Annotated in this window: 18 protein-coding genes; 16 read left to right on the forward strand and 2 right to left on the reverse strand. The window is 34.6% G+C overall.

Annotation, left to right across the window (positions count from 1 at the left end; translation table 11 throughout):
- The first annotated feature begins 204 nt into the window (after positions 1 to 204).
- The 16 genes from galU to LDM98_RS06470 all read left to right on the forward strand — a co-directional run bounded on the left by galU (position 205) and on the right by LDM98_RS06470 (position 17,036).
- Positions 205 to 1,032 carry a UTP--glucose-1-phosphate uridylyltransferase GalU gene (gene galU, locus LDM98_RS06395; protein ID WP_223898507.1) on the forward strand — a complete coding sequence of 276 codons (828 nt, stop codon included), beginning with the start codon at positions 205 to 207 and terminating at the stop codon, positions 1,030 to 1,032.
- A complete protein-coding gene (gene wecB / locus LDM98_RS06400) occupies positions 1,032 to 2,171 on the forward strand; it encodes a non-hydrolyzing UDP-N-acetylglucosamine 2-epimerase (RefSeq protein WP_223898508.1) in 1,140 nt (379 codons plus the stop codon). Before galU ends, wecB begins: the two co-directional genes overlap by 1 nt.
- Positions 2,172 to 3,368 carry a UDP-N-acetyl-D-mannosamine dehydrogenase gene (wecC, locus tag LDM98_RS06405; protein ID WP_223898509.1) on the forward strand — a complete coding sequence of 399 codons (1,197 nt, stop codon included), beginning with the start codon at positions 2,172 to 2,174 and terminating at the stop codon, positions 3,366 to 3,368.
- Entirely contained in the window at positions 3,365 to 4,276 is a 912-nt protein-coding gene (gene cysD / locus LDM98_RS06410) for a sulfate adenylyltransferase subunit CysD (protein WP_223898510.1), read from the forward strand. The genes wecC and cysD overlap by 4 nt, the downstream gene beginning before the upstream one ends.
- Positions 4,249 to 5,679: a sulfate adenylyltransferase subunit CysN gene (gene cysN, locus LDM98_RS06415; protein ID WP_374706920.1), complete on the forward strand. Its 1,431-nt coding sequence runs from the start codon at positions 4,249 to 4,251 to the stop codon at positions 5,677 to 5,679. Before cysD ends, cysN begins: the two co-directional genes overlap by 28 nt.
- Entirely contained in the window at positions 5,679 to 6,404 is a 726-nt protein-coding gene (gene cysC / locus LDM98_RS06420; protein ID WP_223898512.1) for an adenylyl-sulfate kinase, read from the forward strand. Before cysN ends, cysC (LDM98_RS06420) begins: the two co-directional genes overlap by 1 nt.
- Positions 6,394 to 6,996 carry an adenylyl-sulfate kinase gene (cysC, locus tag LDM98_RS06425; RefSeq protein ID WP_223898513.1) on the forward strand — a complete coding sequence of 201 codons (603 nt, stop codon included), beginning with the start codon at positions 6,394 to 6,396 and terminating at the stop codon, positions 6,994 to 6,996. Before cysC (LDM98_RS06420) ends, cysC (LDM98_RS06425) begins: the two co-directional genes overlap by 11 nt.
- Positions 6,989 to 7,753, forward strand: a complete 765-nt coding sequence (gene cysQ / locus LDM98_RS06430; RefSeq protein WP_223898514.1) for a 3'(2'),5'-bisphosphate nucleotidase CysQ — start codon at positions 6,989 to 6,991, stop codon at positions 7,751 to 7,753. Before cysC (LDM98_RS06425) ends, cysQ begins: the two co-directional genes overlap by 8 nt.
- Positions 7,754 to 9,004: a flippase gene (locus LDM98_RS06435; RefSeq protein WP_223898515.1), complete on the forward strand. Its 1,251-nt coding sequence runs from the start codon at positions 7,754 to 7,756 to the stop codon at positions 9,002 to 9,004. It abuts the gene before it with no gap.
- 58 nt (positions 9,005 to 9,062) lie between these two features.
- A complete protein-coding gene (locus LDM98_RS06440; protein WP_223898516.1) occupies positions 9,063 to 9,902 on the forward strand; it encodes a sulfotransferase domain-containing protein in 840 nt (279 codons plus the stop codon).
- A 197-nt stretch (positions 9,903 to 10,099) separates the two neighbouring features.
- Entirely contained in the window at positions 10,100 to 11,398 is a 1,299-nt protein-coding gene (locus LDM98_RS06445; RefSeq protein WP_223898517.1) for a hypothetical protein, read from the forward strand.
- The gene (locus LDM98_RS06450) at positions 11,388 to 12,491 is read left to right on the forward strand and encodes a glycosyltransferase family 4 protein (RefSeq protein WP_223898518.1); all 1,104 of its coding nucleotides are present in this window, start codon (positions 11,388 to 11,390) and stop codon (positions 12,489 to 12,491) included. The genes LDM98_RS06445 and LDM98_RS06450 overlap by 11 nt, the downstream gene beginning before the upstream one ends.
- A 37-nt stretch (positions 12,492 to 12,528) precedes the next feature.
- Positions 12,529 to 13,221, forward strand: a complete 693-nt coding sequence (locus LDM98_RS06455) for a WecB/TagA/CpsF family glycosyltransferase (RefSeq protein ID WP_223898519.1) — start codon at positions 12,529 to 12,531, stop codon at positions 13,219 to 13,221.
- A gap of 51 nt (positions 13,222 to 13,272) precedes the next feature.
- Entirely contained in the window at positions 13,273 to 14,592 is a 1,320-nt protein-coding gene (locus LDM98_RS06460; RefSeq protein WP_223898520.1) for a sugar transferase, read from the forward strand.
- A gap of 109 nt (positions 14,593 to 14,701) precedes the next feature.
- Positions 14,702 to 15,754 (forward strand): Wzz/FepE/Etk N-terminal domain-containing protein, encoded by a 1,053-nt coding sequence (locus LDM98_RS06465; RefSeq protein WP_223898521.1) that lies wholly within the window; start codon positions 14,702 to 14,704, stop codon positions 15,752 to 15,754.
- A 28-nt stretch (positions 15,755 to 15,782) separates the two neighbouring features.
- On the forward strand, positions 15,783 to 17,036 hold the full coding sequence (locus LDM98_RS06470) for an O-antigen ligase (RefSeq protein WP_223898522.1): 1,254 nt from the start codon (positions 15,783 to 15,785) through the stop codon (positions 17,034 to 17,036).
- Between the two features lie 17 nt (positions 17,037 to 17,053).
- On the opposite strand, the gene LDM98_RS06475 is transcribed toward LDM98_RS06470, so the two are convergent.
- Together LDM98_RS06475 and LDM98_RS06480 are read right to left on the reverse strand one after the other, a co-directional pair.
- Positions 17,054 to 18,064 carry a glycosyltransferase family 10 domain-containing protein gene (locus LDM98_RS06475; protein ID WP_223898523.1) on the reverse strand — a complete coding sequence of 337 codons (1,011 nt, stop codon included), beginning with the start codon at positions 18,062 to 18,064 and terminating at the stop codon, positions 17,054 to 17,056.
- A 22-nt stretch (positions 18,065 to 18,086) separates the two neighbouring features.
- Entirely contained in the window at positions 18,087 to 18,872 is a 786-nt protein-coding gene (locus LDM98_RS06480; RefSeq protein WP_223898524.1) for a hypothetical protein, read from the reverse strand.
- Positions 18,873 to 18,882 lie beyond the last annotated feature (10 nt).

The following is an 18,882-nucleotide window of genomic DNA, read 5'->3' on the forward strand; positions in this document are numbered from 1 at the left end:
CTGAAAAAGGTTAATATACCTTCAGTACAAAAAACAATTTATGATATATTTTTTAAAAACTATTGGCTTTTGATACAAAATATGACATCAATGTGACATTAATAAGATAAACTTTCGTTATGAAAAATTATATTTAGAAATATAATGAATTATTAAATCTTCCTGAGGTATAATCTTCAACAATTTTTAAAATGAAAGTTCACGATGATCCAAAAATGTCTATTCCCCGCAGCAGGGTACGGTACCCGTTTCCTCCCAGCGACCAAAGCCACACCCAAAGAGATGCTCCCTGTGCTTACCAAACCTCTCATTCAATACGGTGTGGAAGAAGCAGTTGAAGCAGGACTCAATACCATGGCAATCATCACAGGGCGTGGTAAACGTGCGATAGAAGACCATTTTGATATCTCGTATGAACTTGAACACCAGATAAAAGGTAGCAGCAAAGAGCCGCTTCTTGATGAGATACGTTCTCTCATCAACCAATGTACTTTCTCCTATACAAGACAGGTAGAGATGAAAGGCCTTGGCCATGCCATCCTCACAGGTGAAACGCTTATAGGAAATGAACCCTTCGCCGTCATCTTGGCAGACGACCTCTGTACCAATGGTCATGATAGTGTACTCAAACAGATGCTAGAAGTGTATGAAAAGTACCAATGCTCCATCATAGCCATTGAAGAAGTGCCTAAGGAAGAAACCTATAAATACGGTGTGATAGCCGGAAACCTGGTCGACAATACAAATGATACCTACAGAGTGACAGATATGGTGGAAAAACCGGACCCCAAAGAGGCGCCGACCAACATGGCGATCATCGGACGCTACATCCTTACACCCGATATCTTTGATATCCTCAGGGAAACCAAACCGGGCAAAGGTGGAGAGATTCAGATCACCGATGCTCTTTTAGAACAAGCAAAAAAGGGTAAAGTGATCGCCTATAAATTTCATGGTCAACGTTTTGACTGCGGTTCAGTGGATGGGTTTGTGGAAGCAACTAATTATTTTTACAATAGAATGGAGGCGTAATGCAAAAAATTTTAATTGTATTTGGTACACGTCCAGAAGCCATCAAGATGGCACCACTCGTAAAAGCATTCCAAAAACATACTGATAGTTTTGAGACCAAGGTCTGTGTGACGGCACAACACCGTGAGATGCTTGATCAGGTCTTGGATCTTTTTGAGATCATCCCTGAGTATGATCTGGATATTATGAAACCGGGACAAGACCTTTACGACGTTACTTCCAATGTACTGCTTGGCATGAAGCCTGTTCTAGCTGATTTTAAACCAGATGTGGTATTTGTTCATGGAGACACATCAACGACTTTTGCGGCTTCATTGGCTGCCTTTTATCAGCAAATAAAAGTCGCACACATTGAAGCAGGACTAAGAACAGGTAATATCTACTCACCTTGGCCAGAAGAAGCAAACCGCCAGCTTACTACGCAGATCACATCGTATCATTTTGCACCGACGGCAACATCTAAAGATAATTTGCTTAAAGAAAATGTAAATGAGCAAAGTATTGAAGTAACAGGAAACACTGTTATAGATGCGCTATTCCTGGCTTTAGAGAAGATCAAGTCCAATGAACAGCTCGAAACAGAGATCATTCAGCACCTGGCAACTCTTAATTACAAATTTCAAGATGATAAAAAAACAATATTAGTCACTGGCCACCGTAGAGAGAACCATGGTCAAGGCTTTATTAATATCTGTACTGCACTTAAAGAGATCGCTGTTTCTAATCCAGATATCGACATTGTCTATCCTGTGCATTTGAACCCAAATGTGCAAAAACCGGTAAAAGAATTGCTTTCAGATGTAGCAAATATCTACCTTATAGAGCCTCTGCAGTATGAACAGTTCATCTACATGATGGACAAGTCGTACTTCATCATCACAGACAGTGGCGGAGTACAGGAGGAAGCACCTTCTTTGGGGAAACCCGTCCTCGTGATGCGTAACACGACAGAACGTCCTGAAGCGTTAGCTGCAGGTACTGTGAAATTAGTTGGGACAGATACTGAACTTATCATTAAAGAGGCTCAAGAACTTATAGACGACAAAGAAGCCTATGAGCGTATGAGTAAAGCGAGTAACCCTTATGGTGACGGGCATGCGTGTGAAGAGGTCGTTGAATTTTTAAGAGGAAGTAATTAAATGTACAAAAATAAAAAAATATGTGTAATCGGTTTAGGCTATATCGGTCTACCAACTTCGGCCTTACTTGCAAACAGAGGTTATGATGTTCATGGTGTAGATGTAGTTCAAAGTACGGTAGATACTATCAACCAAGGCAAGATCCACATAGTAGAACCAGAACTTGATACTTTTGTGCATGCTGCTGTCAATAGCGGCAAACTAAAAGCTGATACGAAACCAGCAGAGGCAGATGTGTTTGTGATAGCAGTACCAACCCCCTTCCATGATGGTTTTGTACCAAATATCGATTACGTAGTGTCTGCTACAAAAGCGATAGCCCCTTATGTACAAGAAGGAAATATAGTCATCCTGGAGTCAACATCCCCAGTAGGCACGACAGATTTAGTAGAGCAAACTCTAAAAGAAAATGGCGTAGATACTTCTAAAATATATGTAGCTCACTGCCCAGAGCGTGTACTGCCAGGTCATATCATGCGTGAGCTTGTAGAAAATGACCGTATCGTAGGGGGTACAACACCAGAGGCTACAAAACTCACCGCAGAGTTTTACAGAGAGTTTGTAGAAGGTGAAGTCCTCGAAACCGACGCCAAAACAGCAGAGATGGCCAAACTGACCGAAAATAGTTTTAGAGATGCCAACATCGCTTTTGCTAATGAACTTTCTATGCTTTGTGACAAGTTTGGTATCGATGTATGGGAACTCATCAAACTTGCGAATAGACACCCAAGAGTAAACATTTTACAACCGGGGGCTGGTGTCGGTGGGCACTGCATCGCTGTTGACCCTTGGTTCATAGTGCATGCAGGCGGTGAAGATGCCAAGATGATAAGAACAGCTAGAGAGGTCAATACCTATAAAACAGAGTGGGTCATAGAAAAAATCAAAAATGCTGCTCTTAAGTTTGAAAATGAAAATGGAAGAAAAGCAAAAGTAGCTTGCATGGGTCTAGCATTTAAACCAGACATCGATGACCTTAGAGAATCACCTGCTCTTTACATCACCAAAAGACTCATCACTGATGGTTTTAATGTACTTGCAGTAGAACCTAATATCACTAAACATGAGGAGTTTAATATTTTCAACTACAATGAAGCTGTAAAACAGGCAGATATTGTGACTTTTTTAGTTGCTCATAAAGAGTTTAAAAACCTAGAGCTAGAAACAGATTTAGATTTTTGTGGAGTAAATAAATGATAAACAAAGAGAGATTAACCCATCTTCGCCAATTAGAAGCCGAATCTATCCATATTTTACGTGAAGTTGCAGCTGAATTTACCAATCCGGTAATGATGTACTCAGTAGGGAAAGACTCTTCTGTGATGTTACATTTAGCGATGAAAGCTTTCGCACCAAGTAAACTTCCTTTTCCTCTTTTACATGTTGATACCTGCTGGAAATTCAAAGAGATGATAGAGTTTCGAGACCAGCGTGCAAAAGACCTTGGGTTTGACCTTGTAGTTCACTCAAATCCTGAAGGCGTAGAGATGGGTATCTCTCCCTTCGAACATGGTTCCAAAGTGCATACAGATATCATGAAAACCCAAGGATTAAAACAAGCTCTTAATCAAGGTGGCTACGATGCTATCATAGGTGGGGCACGTCGTGATGAAGAGAAGTCACGTGCCAAAGAACGTATCTTTTCCTTTAGAGATAAACATCACAGATGGGACCCTAAAAACCAACGTCCTGAACTCTGGAATGTCTATAACACTGCTATCCAAAAAGGTGAAAGCGTACGTGTTTTCCCTATAAGTAACTGGACAGAACTGGATATCTGGCAATATATCTACCTGGAAGATATCAAAATACCATCACTCTACTTTGCAAAAGAGCAGGATGTCGTAGAGTATGAAGGTACAAAAATACGTGTCGATGATGACCGTATGCCTGAAGAGCTGCGTAAAACAGCCAAAAAAGAGATGGTACGTTTTAGAACACTGGGATGTTACCCGCTCACAGGTGCCATCAACTCCACAGCAACCACACTTCCGGAGATCATCAAAGAGATGCTTCTCTCAACAAGTTCAGAAAGAGAAGGCCGCCTGATCGATAAAGATCAAGAAGGTGCAATGGAATTAAAGAAAATAGAGGGATACTTTTAATGGATATCATCAACTACCTAAAAGAACATGAAAACAAAGATATGCTTCGCTTCCTCACTTGCGGATCTGTGGATGACGGAAAAAGTACCCTGATCGGAAGAATGCTCTATGATTCAAAGATGATCTTTGATGATCAACTTGCAGCAGCAGAAGGAGAAAGTAAAAAGTATGGTACCACCGGTGAGAAGATCGATATGGCTCTGCTTGTCGATGGTCTTCAAAGTGAACGTGAACAGGGTATCACTATCGATGTAGCCTACCGTTTCTTTGCCACAGAGAACCGTAAGTTCATCATCGCAGACACTCCGGGCCATGAGCAATACACTAGAAATATGGTTACCGGTGCTTCAACGGCAGATGTAGCGATCATCCTTATCGATGCACGTAAAGGTATCTTGACACAGACACGTCGACATAGTTTCATTGTAAACCTACTGGGCATAGAACATGTCATTGTCGCTATCAATAAGATGGACCTGGTAGACTTCTCTGAAGAAGTATACAAAAAGATCTCCCAAGCCTATGGTGAACTGGCAAATGAACTGGGTATCAAGAGTACCTACTACATCCCGGTAAGTGCATTGAATGGCGACAACGTGGTGGATCCAAGCCAGAAAACGCCATGGTATCAGGGAGAGACACTTTTAGGTCTGCTTGACACTATGGATATAAGCAAAGAGCAAAAAGCAGAAGATTTCCGCTTCCCTGTACAGTACGTTAACAGACCGAATCTTGACTTTAGAGGATTCTGCGGTACGATTGCAGCTGGATCAGTCAAAGTGGGTGATGAAATCACTGTATTACCTTCAGGGAAAAGTACCAAAGTAAAGAGCATTATCAATGCAGGTGATATCACAGAAGCCAACAGGGAAGCCACAATCCAAGAAGCCTATGCGCCTATGGCAGTGACCCTTACGACTGAAGATGAAGTGGATATTTCCCGAGGTGATATGCTTGTTCATACAGAAAGTCTGCCTGCCGTGTCCAATAACCTCAAAGTGATGCTCGTATGGATGGATGAAAAACCAATGACACCAGGCAAGTCTTACGATATCAAGCGTGCTACTTCTGTGGTTTCAGGAAGCTTTGAGCATATCAACTATAAAGTCGATGTCAATACCTATGAAAGAGAGGAGGTCACTACATTAGAACTGAATGATATTGCTTCTTGTCGTATGGTACTGACACGTCCTATGGCAGCAGATGCTTACACAGATAACAGACTCACAGGGAGTTTCATCGTAGTGGATCGTATTACAAACAACACTGTAGGTGCAGGTATGATCGTAAGTGTAAGCAGACGTAATACTGAAACGATCACAAAAGAATACAGTGATGCAGAAAAAGAGCTCAATGCCTATGTGAGAAAACACTTTCCAGAGTGGGATTGTAAAGCGATCTAATGTATAAAGAAACAAACAGGCGTTCTATCGTTAAAGGTATCAGTTGGAGAGTATTAGCTACTTCCACTACCATTATTATTGTGTATGTTTTCTTTGGAAGACTTGATCTGGCTATCGCCGCAGGACTGATAGAAACCATACTCAAAGTAGCACTCTACTGGGCACATGAGAGGGCTTGGTTTAAGATCCAATGGGGTAAAAAAAGAATAGAGCCTTTCAACCTCTGGTTCACTGGACTGCCTTTAGCAGGGAAAACAACCATAGCAGACAAAGTCTACACTGAACTGGAAAAACTGCATATTCCTATAGAACGTCTTGACTCCAAAGATATCCGTGACCTTATCCCAGGTATCGGATACAGCAGAGAAGAGCGTAACCGTCATATGCACCGTGTGGGTTTCTTGATCCAAAAACTGCAAAAGAACTCTATCTCTACCGTGGCATCATTCGTTTCTCCTTACAGAGAATCACGTAAAGCGATCAGGGAGATGGTAAATCAAAATATTGTGGTCTATGTCAAAGCAGATATAGAGACCTGTAAAGCACGTGATTATAAAGGTAAATATGCAAAAGCCTTGACAGGTGAACTGCCGAACTTTCCTGGTGTCAATGATGTTTATGAAGAACCACAGCATGCAGAGATCCTGATCGACACGGATAAAATGAGTGCCGATGAAGCCTGTGCTCTCATTGTAAAATATATAAAGAAGCACTATGTCAAATAAAAATATCGTCTGGCATGATCATCATGTATCAAAAGAAGAGCGATCATCCATTAAAAATCAAAAGCCTTGTATCTTATGGTTTACAGGTCTGAGCGGTTCAGGTAAATCAACGATTGCCAATGCTGTAGAGGTCAAACTCAATGCATTACAAAAGCACACTTATCTTTTAGATGGTGACAATGTCCGAATGGGACTAAATAAAGGTTTAGGTTTCTCTGATGAAGACCGTATTGAAAATATTAGACGTATCGGAGAGGTCTCCAAGCTTTTTGTAGATGCCGGGACTATAGTCCTTACAGCATTTATCTCACCTTTTCAAAATGAGAGAGATACTGTGCGTTCTTTGGTACAAGGTGGTGAGTTCATTGAAGTGTTTATCGATACTCCTTTAGGAGTATGTGAATCAAGAGACCCTAAAGGGCTATACAAAAAAGCACGTAAAAGTGAAATAGCAAATTTTACCGGTATTTCTTCTCCTTATGAAGCACCTATTTCACCAGAAATACATATACTAAATGATAAAATATCTATAGAAGATGTGACACAGAAAATCATAGATTATTTACAGGATAAGGGGTATCTACATGCTTGATACAATAGATCTGGAGCTTGTTGTTTACATTGCCAAAGAGGCCGGTGATGCAATTATGGAGATCTATGATAAAGATTTTACAGTTGACTATAAAGATGACAAATCACCATTGACCGAAGCAGATGTGAAGTCAAATGAGATCATCTGTCAAGCACTTATAAAAGCATACCCTGAGATCCCTTTACTGTCTGAAGAGAACAAAGAAGTAGCCTATAATGTAAGAGAGGATTGGGAATACTATTGGTGTATAGACCCTATCGATGGTACTAAAGAGTTCATCAAGAAGAATGGTGAGTTCACTGTGAATATAGCTTTAATTCATAACGACACACCAGTACTTGGTGTAGTGTATGCCCCCGCTCTAGGTGATATGTATAAGGCTAAAAAAAGTAATGGTGCATTTAAAAATGGACAAAAGTTACCATTAGAAGTGAATGAAGCTCCTGAAAAATCATTAAGAGTGGTTGCATCTAAATCTCACCTTTCAGATGCAACACAAGCTTTTATAGATGAAGTAGCAAAGAGTACAAAAAACATTGAACAAGTCTCAAAGGGAAGTTCTTTAAAATTAGTTATGGTAGCTGAAGGCTCTGCTGATATTTATCCAAGATTGGCTCCTACTATGGAGTGGGATACGGCTGCTGCTGATGCCATTGTCAGGGAAAGTGGGAAGATGACCTATCAGTTTGAGAATGAAAAAGCCGTGGTTTATAATAAAGAGAACCTTCTTAATCCTTGGTTTATAGTAAAAGAATAAATGAAAGATATTTTAAAAGGATCATTAGTAATATTTATATTTAAAGTATTTGGGGCTATTTCACTTTTCCTAGTGCATATACTTATATCTAGATATTATGGTGCTCAAACTCTAGGGGTATTTAATCTTATACTCGCTCTTATGATCATAGGGGCTATTTTATCAAGAGTAGGTCTTGATATGTATATAATCCGGATCATACCGTCAATTGAAACTGATAATGAAAAAATATCTCTATTTTTAAAAGAAGTTTTTAAAATTGTCTTTATAGGTAGTATTTTAGTTTCCATTTTATTTTATTTGTTTTCAAGTACAATAGACCAATATATATTTAAATCATTTGATGCTTCAAATTATCTTTTAGGTTTAGTAATAGTTATGATACCATTTGCATTTTTCAATATATTACCTGAAGTTTTTAGGGGCTTTCATGAGATAAAACGATACTCTTTTTTTAGAAACTTATCTCAAAATATAACTGTCCTGACACTTCTTTTTGTCAGTATGTTTTTTAATCTTGGCCTTGATCCTATATACATACTTTATAGCTCAACTATTGTCATTACACTTTTCTTAGCAGTTTTGCTTTTTAGGTTTCTAAAACAACACTCTATAGATGTAACTCTAAATGGAAAATATAAAGATAAGATACTATCTTACTCATACCCAATGTTTTTAACATCCTCAATGATGTTTCTAATGGGGTACATAGATAGTTTTATGATAAGCTACTATCTTGATGAATATCAAGTAGGTATATACAGTGCATGTATCAAACTCTCTTTTACTATAACCTTTATACTTGCTTCTATAAATGGTTTTATAGCTCCTAAGATTTCACAAGCTCATTCAAAAGGTGATAAAGACAGAGTCAAACAGATATACAAAAACTCTGTTAAGCTTATAGTATTGACCAGTTCACCCATATTTTTACTTTTATATATATTTCCAGAGTTTTTTTTAGGACTGTTTGGTGACGAATTTAAAATAGCAACATTGACACTTATCATTATAAATACAGCATTTGTAATTAATGCATTATGTGGTTCTGTAGGCTATCTTTTAAATATGACAGATAATCAACATATATTCATGAAAATACTAGTAGTTGGATTAATATTGAATGTTGTTTTAAATATTATACTTATTCCCATGTATGATATTAATGGGGCTGCTATAGCAACATTAATATCTATGAGCTTTTGGAATATAACTAGTTTAATAATTTTAAAAAAGAAAAAAATTGTATAAGAGGAACAAATGGATAAAAAAATAGATTTTTTTAATAAAAAGTATGGAGAATAAGATCATGGATAAAAAAGTCAATTTACTAATAATTGGAACACAAAAAGCAGGGACTACATCACTTTATGAATATATAAAACAGCATCACGATATCTATTTTTCAGATATAAAAGAAATCACCTACTTTGTACAGGATGAGCTATATGCCAAGGGGGAAGAGTATTATCACTCATTTTTTCAAAATTATAATGATGAACAAGTAGTTGCAAGTGCTTATGTACATATGCTTCCTTGCCAAAAATGTCCAAAGAGAGTTAAAGAATATAACCCTGATATGAAGTTTATTGTTATGCTAAGAGACCCTGTTCAAAGAGCGTATTCGGCATATAATTATGCGATTAAAAATGGTTGGGAAGATGAAAAAAACAGTTTTGAAGATACAATTGAACTTGAAAAAGAAAGAATAGAAAAGGAACAGTATGATTTAACATATTTTTACAATGGTTTGTATACTAAGCATATAAGCCATTGGCAGAAGTATTTTCCAGAAAAAAACTTTTTAATCATACAGGATACTGAGCTGAAAAATAATTCAAAAGAAGTCATGAAAAAAGTATTTTCTTTTTTAGAGATTGAAGACTTATCTGAAAGTATTGATACCTCTAAAGAGTTTAATAAAGCTGGGGTTGTCCGTTCAAAAAAATTACAGTCTTTCTTATTGAGTAAAAATTCAAAATTAAAAAAGATGATAACTTTCTTTTTACCTAGAAAGTTAAAAGTATTAATAATGTCGTATGTTATGCCAAAAATTTTTGAATTTAACCAGGTTAACAAGATGAATACAGCTATGAATAAAGATTTGGGAAAAAGGATAAGGAAGATTTTTGATGAAACAATTAGATAGAATGGTTCTAGAAAAAATAATAACTTTTTGTCAAAATGAAATTATCTATCAATGTAAAAATAGTAAACTTGTCACTTACTGCACATAATTAAAAAATAAACGAATGAGTCAAAAACAAAGCATGATTGAATTGATTGTAAAAGCCACGAAATAATCAATAATATACTTATTAAAAGACTAAAGGTAAACACATAAAAATGAAAACTTTATTAAATTTCATATTTCTTATATTACTAGTTATTATTTTTAATGTAAATATTTCCAAGTCAATATTTTTAGGTTTAACTGATGAAATATTGCTTATAATTTCAATGTTTATAATTATATATTATGCATTCAATGAACTTTTATTTTCTGAAATCTCAAAAATCTATTTTGTTTTATTTCTATATTTTCTATATCAATTTATAAATTATCTCTTTTCACCATTTGAATTATCTTTAGGTTTAGTCTTAGCTCAATCTATTATCAATTTAAAAGTTTTTTTAATTGCTTTGGCAGGTATGTTGATCTATTCAAATACACCAAATAACAAAAAAGTAGTTACTGTAGTATTAACCTTGTTTGTAAGTTTATTTGTAATGGGATTAATTATGAATATGCTTTTAGGAGAGACTTGGAACCAAATTTTTCATGAAGAAGTCAAATATAGATATGGATTCATAAGGCCCATAGGGTATTTTATGCATTTTGCACCGAATGCATATTTCTTTGTATTAACATTTATTACACTATTGCTGCTATATGGAAAAAAAAGAGTGATAAAGATTTCTAGCTATATTAAAAAATTCTTTATGTTTCTTATAATCGACTTCGCTATGGCATTTCCTTTAACAGTAAGGAAAGGAATGATCATGAATATCCCTTTTGGATTATTTGTTTTGACACTACTAGATAGAAGATCTAGATATATATTTGCACTCTTTACATTAATCTTTATATCAGTTTTTTTATTTTTGATAAAAGATATGCAAATCATGCAAGATACATTAGACAATTTTAGTAATTTTACTCATGATGAGCATACATACATTAGAGGCTTAATGTTTTTCTATGGTGTAACCCTTTGTATTGAATTCTTCCCTTTTGGTGCAGGAAATGCGACCTTTGGAACAGTTCTAAGCAAATATAATACCTTTGACGTTTATGAGTATGTAGGTTTACCATTAAATAGTATATATGATGAAGACAATAATAAATTGATGGGTGTATATGACAGTGGTTTAGCTTCAATGTTGGCGGAAAATGGATTTATGGGAATGGTATTAATAGGTTTGTTTATTTACTATTTTTTTAAATTCAACAAAAACAGATTAGATTGGTATAATTATCAAATTTTTAAGATTATTACAATTTTTACACTTTTTATGAGTATTACAGAACCTGCCTGGCAAAATGGACTCTATTCAGTATTTTATGTAATCAATTTATTATTTATTTATACAAAAAATGATCTATATAGGGAAAATGGAAAGTGGGTGAGATATGAAAATTAAAATATTACTGATTTCTAATATGTATCCATCAAAAGAGCATCCAACATATGGTGTATTTGTTAAAAATTTTAAAGATCAAATGGAAAAACAAGAATTTGACATTAGTCAAGCATCTTTAATCTATGGTCGCGGGAATAATAAGCTTGAAAAATTAATTAAATATATTAAATTTCTTAGAGATACCATTAAATTGATAAAACAAAACAACTATGACTTGATTTATGTTCATTATATAAGCCATTCACTTTTACCCCTTTTATTTGTTCACAAAAAGATCAAAAAACCATTAGTGTTGAATGCCCATGGAAGTGATGTGTTTGTCAATAACAAGATTGGAAAATACATTCAAAAACTTGTTACTCCTATAATAAAAAGAGCTCACACCATTGTCGTTCCATCAAACTACTTTGAAGATGTTATACATCAAAAGTTTGGTATTGACAAAAAAAATATTTTTGTCTCACCATCAGGAGGTATTGACACTGATCTGTTTAGTCCACTTAATCTAAATAAAGATGAGAATCATTTTATTGTTGGCTATGTCTCACGGATCGATGAAGGTAAAGGGTGGGATATTCTTTTAAAAGCTGTTAGATTATTGATAGATGAAGATACTGAAAACTTTAAAGTTTTAATGGCAGGTGGTGGTTCACAAGAAGAACAACTGATTAAAATGGTTCAAACATTAAAGTTGGAGGAACATGTAGAATTTGTTGGAAGACTTTCTCATGAAGAACTAGTAAACTATTACAATAAAATGAATGTATTTGCATTTACTACAAGATTAGCTGAAAGCCTCGGTCTTGTGGGCTTAGAAGCGATGGCATGTGGAGTACCGGTTATTGGATCAAATATAGGTGGTTTAAAAGGGTATATTTCAAGTGGCCAAAACGGTGAAATCTTTGAACCAGGAAATGTAGAAGACCTTGCTAAAATGATGAAAAAGTTCATAACTATGGATAAAGAGATTTATGATTCTTATTCGACCTACTCCTTACTGACAGCAAAACAATATGACTCTAATATAGTAAGCAACAATATGGGGAAAAAGCTAAAAGAAATCATCGATAAGGATTATAAAATTGAACAATAGAATAAACATCTTAAACTGCCCTATAGACAAACTTACAATGGATAAAACAGTCAAGGTCATTGATGAGTCAATCATCAATAAAACACACCTGCATCATGTTGTGGTCAATGCCGCTAAAATGGTAAATATGCAAAAAGACAAAGAACTCTATGAATCTGTCGTAAGCAGTGACATCATTAATGCTGATGGCCAAGCTGTAGTATGGGCAAGTAAGTTTCTTGGACAACCTTTACCTGAAAGAGTAGCAGGAATTGACCTTATGCAAAATCTTGTAAAACTGGCTTATGAAAAGAACCACAAAGTATTTTTCTTTGGTGCGAAAGAAGATGTTGTAAGTGAAGTAGTAAAAAGATATAGTGAACAATACTCACAAGATATCATCGCTGGATATAGAAACGGGTATTTTGATAATGTGGACGAAGAGAGTATAGCTCGACAAATCGCCCAAAGTGGTGCCCACATACTTTTTGTAGCTATCAGTTCACCTACAAAAGAAATATTTTTAAATAGATATAAAGATATCATTCAAACACCTTTTATCATGGGAGTCGGTGGTAGTTTCGATGTTGTCGCTGGCAAGGTTAATCGAGCTCCACTTTGGATGCAAAATGCTGGACTAGAGTGGTTTTATAGATTTTTACAAGAACCAAGACGTATGTGGAAAAGATATCTGTACACAAACAGTATGTTTTTATGGTTGGTTTTTAAAGAAAAGTTATTGAAAAAATAATCTAAAAACCATACTGTATTTGATATAATATTAAGAAATAAAAGCGTAATTATGAAAGAACTCTCAGCTAAATCACTATTTGTATTAATAGATATTTTTGTCATCTTCACTTCTCTTCTCTTAGCTTATCTACTACGAAATCTTTTAGCAGATATCTTTGCTGGGGCAGATAGCTATCCTCTAACTAACTATACCAGTTTCTATCCACTCTACATCATTACTATTACACTACTTGCTTATGAAGGTATCTATACACATCGTTATGATTTTTGGCATGAGAGTAGAATTATATTCAAAGGTCTGATGTTTTCTTTCTTTATCATACTTGCGTATTTGGCACTGACTAAAAGTATGCAAGACTACTCAAGAGCAGTTATCATATTCTCTTTTCTTTTTATGACTTTACTTTTACCTATTTCCAAAAACATATGTAAAAAATTGCTTTTCAAATTTGGCCTATGGAGAAGAAGCGCAAAAATTTATGGAAATGATCCATTCTTAAAGGATGAGATATTCGGAAATCATTATCTTGGTTATGTTGATGATAAGGCAGATAAGCCCAAAACGGTATTCATCAACTCTCATAATGAAAATTTAAGCACACTCAAACAAATTATAGATCAAGAGATAGGAGAAAGGCATGAGGTGATATTTATCCCTCTTATAGATGACTATGATCTAACGCGTTCTCATATTTATCGATTATCAAATACTCATACAAATCTCATCGTATTTCAAAATCGTTTAAAGTGCCAATATAGGCTACTAGCAAAGAAAATTTCTGATTTACTAATGTCCATTATTATTTTTCCTCTACTTCTGCCTATCATGCTTTATATCGCATACAAAATAAGAAAAGAAGAACCTGGTAGTTCCATCTTATTTAAACAAGAACGACTTGGTCAAAATGGAAAAAATTTTGTATGTTATAAGTTCAGAACGATGTTCGAAGAGAGTGATGAAAAACTTAACACTTATCTAAAACAAAATCCTGAAGAAATTGAGTTTTATGACACTTACCACAAGTATCAAAATGATCCTCGCATTACCAAAATAGGTAACACGTTAAGAAGAACATCCTTAGACGAACTTCCACAGATTTTCAATGTCTTTAAAAACGAGATGAGCTTCATAGGACCTCGTCCCTATATGTTAAATGAAAAAGAAAAAATAGGCAAAGATATCGACACCGTTCTTACAGTAAAACCTGGCATTACAGGTCTTTGGCAAGTCAGTGGTCGTAGTGAAGTAGACTTTCACTCCCGTGTCGAACTTGACACCTGGTACATCAGAAACTGGAACCTTTGGATGGACCTGGTTATCTTACTCAAAACAGTAAAGACTGTACTGGTACGTGAAGGAGCAAGTTAGTGCTAAGTGCTAAGTGCTAAGTGCTAAGTGCTATTATGTCATAATATTTGACTACATTAACATATGTCAAGTAATTTCACCTAAACAATATCAAAACAAAAGGTTCACATTGCAAAACAATACCCAATATATAGAAGAGGATAAAATAGACCTAAGAGAACTCTTCACAGTACTTAAAAAACGAAAAAAACTGATCTGGGGGGTGACTGCTCTCTTGACCATAGTTGCAGCTGCCTTTGTCTTCACTGCTACACAGTGGTGGCAAGTTAATGCTACACTTGAGATAGGTAAATATATAGACCAAAAAACAGGGAAAGAAATTTATCTTGAGAATGGCTCAGGAGTATCTGAACGACTGAAAGTTCAATACATCGATGTATATGAACATGTCAAAGATCGTGATAGTAAAATACAATCTATTAATGCTTCTAAAAAAAATCCGCAATTCATCTCTATCACTGCTCTTGGCAAAGAGAACAAACTTGCACTGAATGAAATCCAAAAGGTGATCGATGACCTACAAAACAAGCACCGAAAGATCATTGACGAGATCATTGCCAACAAGCAGTCTACCCTTGACCAAATAGATAGAGATATCTTTCAGGTCAACCATAACAAAATACCCAAAGTTACAGAAAGCATAGAGTACATTAGAAAAGTGCAACTGCCTTCTCTCGATAAAAAAATAGTCGCAGTTGAATCGAATCTTAAAAACTCGATCAGAGAAAAAGATGAAGCTATCAAAAACCTCACATCACTCAATGGTGAAGCTTCACTAGCAGCTTTAAGAATGGCACAGATACAAGGGCTGGAATATAAGATCTCTGAAAACGAAATAAAATTGATAGACTTAAATAACCAAAAACAAGAACTAATGTCGACCACACTACCTGCTCTGGAAAGAGAAATAGAAAGTCTCAAAAGAATTGATCTCGCATCACTCCAAGAAAAACGCCACTTAACCATCCTTTCTATGCAGCCCCATAATTATAAAAATACAAAAATAGTAGGTAGCATCATCACACAGGATAAACCTGTAAAACCTAAAAAAGCACTCATTATCATCGTTGCTTTTATCACTGGCTTGATGCTTTCAACCTTTTTAGCATTCTTTTTGGAGTTTATCAATCAGGGTCCTAAAAAAGAGGAAATAGAAGTTTAAGCTTCTTATTTTCTTTAAGCAGATACTTATGAAGATTACAAAATTTACTCTAAATGCATATCAAAAATTTCAGGAAGAAAGTCTATTTATAAGAATATTTCAAATTACTTTGTTTATTTGGTTATTTTCAATTCCACTTAAAAATGCTATATATCAGATAAGTACTGTTTTAATCATTATTCTCTTCTTGATACATTATTTTTATTATAAGCAAAAAGATTTTCTATTGGGAATTTTAACGACCTATAAAAAAGTACTTATAGTGTTTTTACTTTTTATTGCTTCTATGCTACTCTCTACCTTATTTGGGATTAGCGAGAAACATGAAATTTTTTCTATATTCAAATACATTTACAGATATATATTTATTTTTATCATTTTGCTATACTTTTATAAGCAATCTTTTTTTTCTAAAAAATACTTATTATCAGCCATATTTATTGTATTATTTATTAACTCGTTAGATGGTATCTATCAATATTTTGTAGGTCTAGACTTTATAGGAAATAAACCTCCTGATAGATCGCTATTATTAACAGGAGCAGTTTATCATCATAATCCATTTGGTCTTTTAATGACAATTGCTGCAAGTATGTCACTGGTTTTATTTTTTGATAAAAACAATTATACGATATTTAAATATGATAAAATATTCTATTTTGTAGCCTTACTTATGTTTCTTTTTACCTTATTTCATTCTCAATCAAGATCTGCTTGGGTCATGTTTGGGATCATTTCTGTAGGCTACATGTTTGTATATATAAAAAATTATGGTATAGATAAAAAATTATTTTTTTCCATATCTACATTACTGATTATTTCAACACTATTTTTTCTAGTGGATGATAATTTATTTCATAGATTGACTTTACTGATTCAAGGGAACAGTTCGGGAAGAACAACCATAATTTGGCCATTTACCATAGAAAAGATTATGGATTCACCGATCTTAGGCTATGGTATTAATACGTATAAAATGCTAGCAGTTGGAACTCCATCTGTTTATCATGCAGGTGTACATAACTTAACCTTGGAATTCTTACTTTATACTGGGATTATAGGATTTTCCATTTTTTTATATCTCATTATAATTACACTAAAAGAGAGCTTTAGTAAAAGAAAAATAATATACTTCATACTTTTTAGTTCATATTTTATCTTACTACAATTTGATGGTAGTCTCATCGACGGTAAAGTGCATCAGAATATATTTATATTACTACTCTTTTTTATTTACTCTTTTAGATTAGATAAAAATACTTCTAGTGAACAATATAAATAGGTTTATAGTGATTTTTATTAAAAATTTTTTATAAAATTATGGATTCTCCAGAGCACAAATCGTACTAGGTCTGGTAAATATCTTACTCTCATTATTCTTCGGTTATATATTTTATAATCAGATACTGGAGATCTGTCTTCTTTTGAATTCTCGACGATATGATTGATCATTGCCAGTAAGTTATACTCTTCGATCACTCTTCTTCTGGCCTCTTTTACAGCAGGTAGCCTTCTTTCATATTCACCCGGAGTAGATATAATTTTTTTGATCTTTTCAATAGAGCCTTCAACATCATAAATATCTATTAAAATTAAACTCTCTTCTGGAAAATACTCATAGACATTAGGACATCCAAAATAAATAGGAACCGTGAACCCTAAAAAAGCATCTGCCAATTTTTCAGTCCAAACGTTTGGAGCATACTGATTTTCAATGGCAACATGAAATTCATAATCATCCAAAGCTGCTGCTTTTGTTTCAATCCACTTAAACCCTCTACCGAACCGTTCTAATTCAGGAATTCTTTCTTCCATGATTTTTGTAAATTCATATCTCAATTTGTGTATCGTATGTCCTTGTTTTTTGTTTGAACACACAGTTGATATTTTCTTTGTTTTTTTCGGATGTGATACAGGGACAATAGTGTCATAGTCTTTCCCATAAAACCAGTTATTGCCTGTTTGTGAACGAATGGCATTTGGATGAGGCAAAACTTTCTCATCTTGATTGGTTATCAGGTAATGAAACTGTTTAGCAAATGCCCTACCATATCTTGTAATAGAACTTGGTTCTGTTGTCACTAGTATAGTATTTTCTTTGGAACATGATAATGTTTCAATACCATTAGGCATGATCTTAGGAACATCATCTATGACAACTAACCAATCATAATTTTTCTCTAGCGGGTTAAATGTAAATGAACAAGATCCCCATTTCGCTGCATTACCTGGTGACTGCATTCTATACACTGATTCTTCATCTGCTAGGCTACTGCGATTTACTAATTTTACTCTAATTTCTTGTTTCATCTATCCTCATTCTTTCAATCCATTAATACCAATATTTTTCAATCCATTTGGTTGGTTTACATGCCTTATATAGTCTTTTCCATTTGTGGCCTTTTTTCAATGCCCAAACACCATTGATAGCCTCTCTTGGATTAGGCGTTCCATGAAATGCAATGACTTTCAGACCTGGTCTATCTTTAGGTATCTGTGGAGTTATAAAATGTCTTAATGGACCTATTTTAGGCATACAGTGAAACCTGAATGAACAGAACCAATTGTCTGGCCAAAAATTTAAAGAACCATATTTTTCTATCACTTTACTAGACAAATATTCCTGAGAAGCTGTAAAAAATCTATCTGCGACTTCTTTTGGGTGCTTTTCAAAATACTCTTTTATATACCCTAATGTTCCAACTTGCCAAGAATAACACGTTGCTTGACCAACATTATTACCTTTACTGTTCCAATCATTGATGATATAAAACTGATCATTTTTTGGATAATCAAACAATTCATCTAAATTAGAAATAATAACCACATCCAGATCAAAAAAGAAAACTCTCTGATTTTGCAGTCCCCCCAAATCATCATCACATAGTCCAGCCTCTTTTCGATAGGCATAGTATGTCTGGTACTCTTTGATGGTATTCAAAACAGGAAGAGGCTTGACTATGATGTCATTATTAAATCCTTCAGAATCATCAGTAAAACAATAAAAGTCCACATTATATGAAGTATTTCTTACGACCATGTTATGAAGTATATTTACATACTCTGCGTCATAAGCATTACCCCATTTGATGCATATCACGTTGACTGTTTTTTTCATACCTACCCTC

It is taken from the genome of Sulfurovum sp. TSL1, assembly GCF_019972135.1.
GTDB lineage: Bacteria > Campylobacterota > Campylobacteria > Campylobacterales > Sulfurovaceae > Sulfurovum.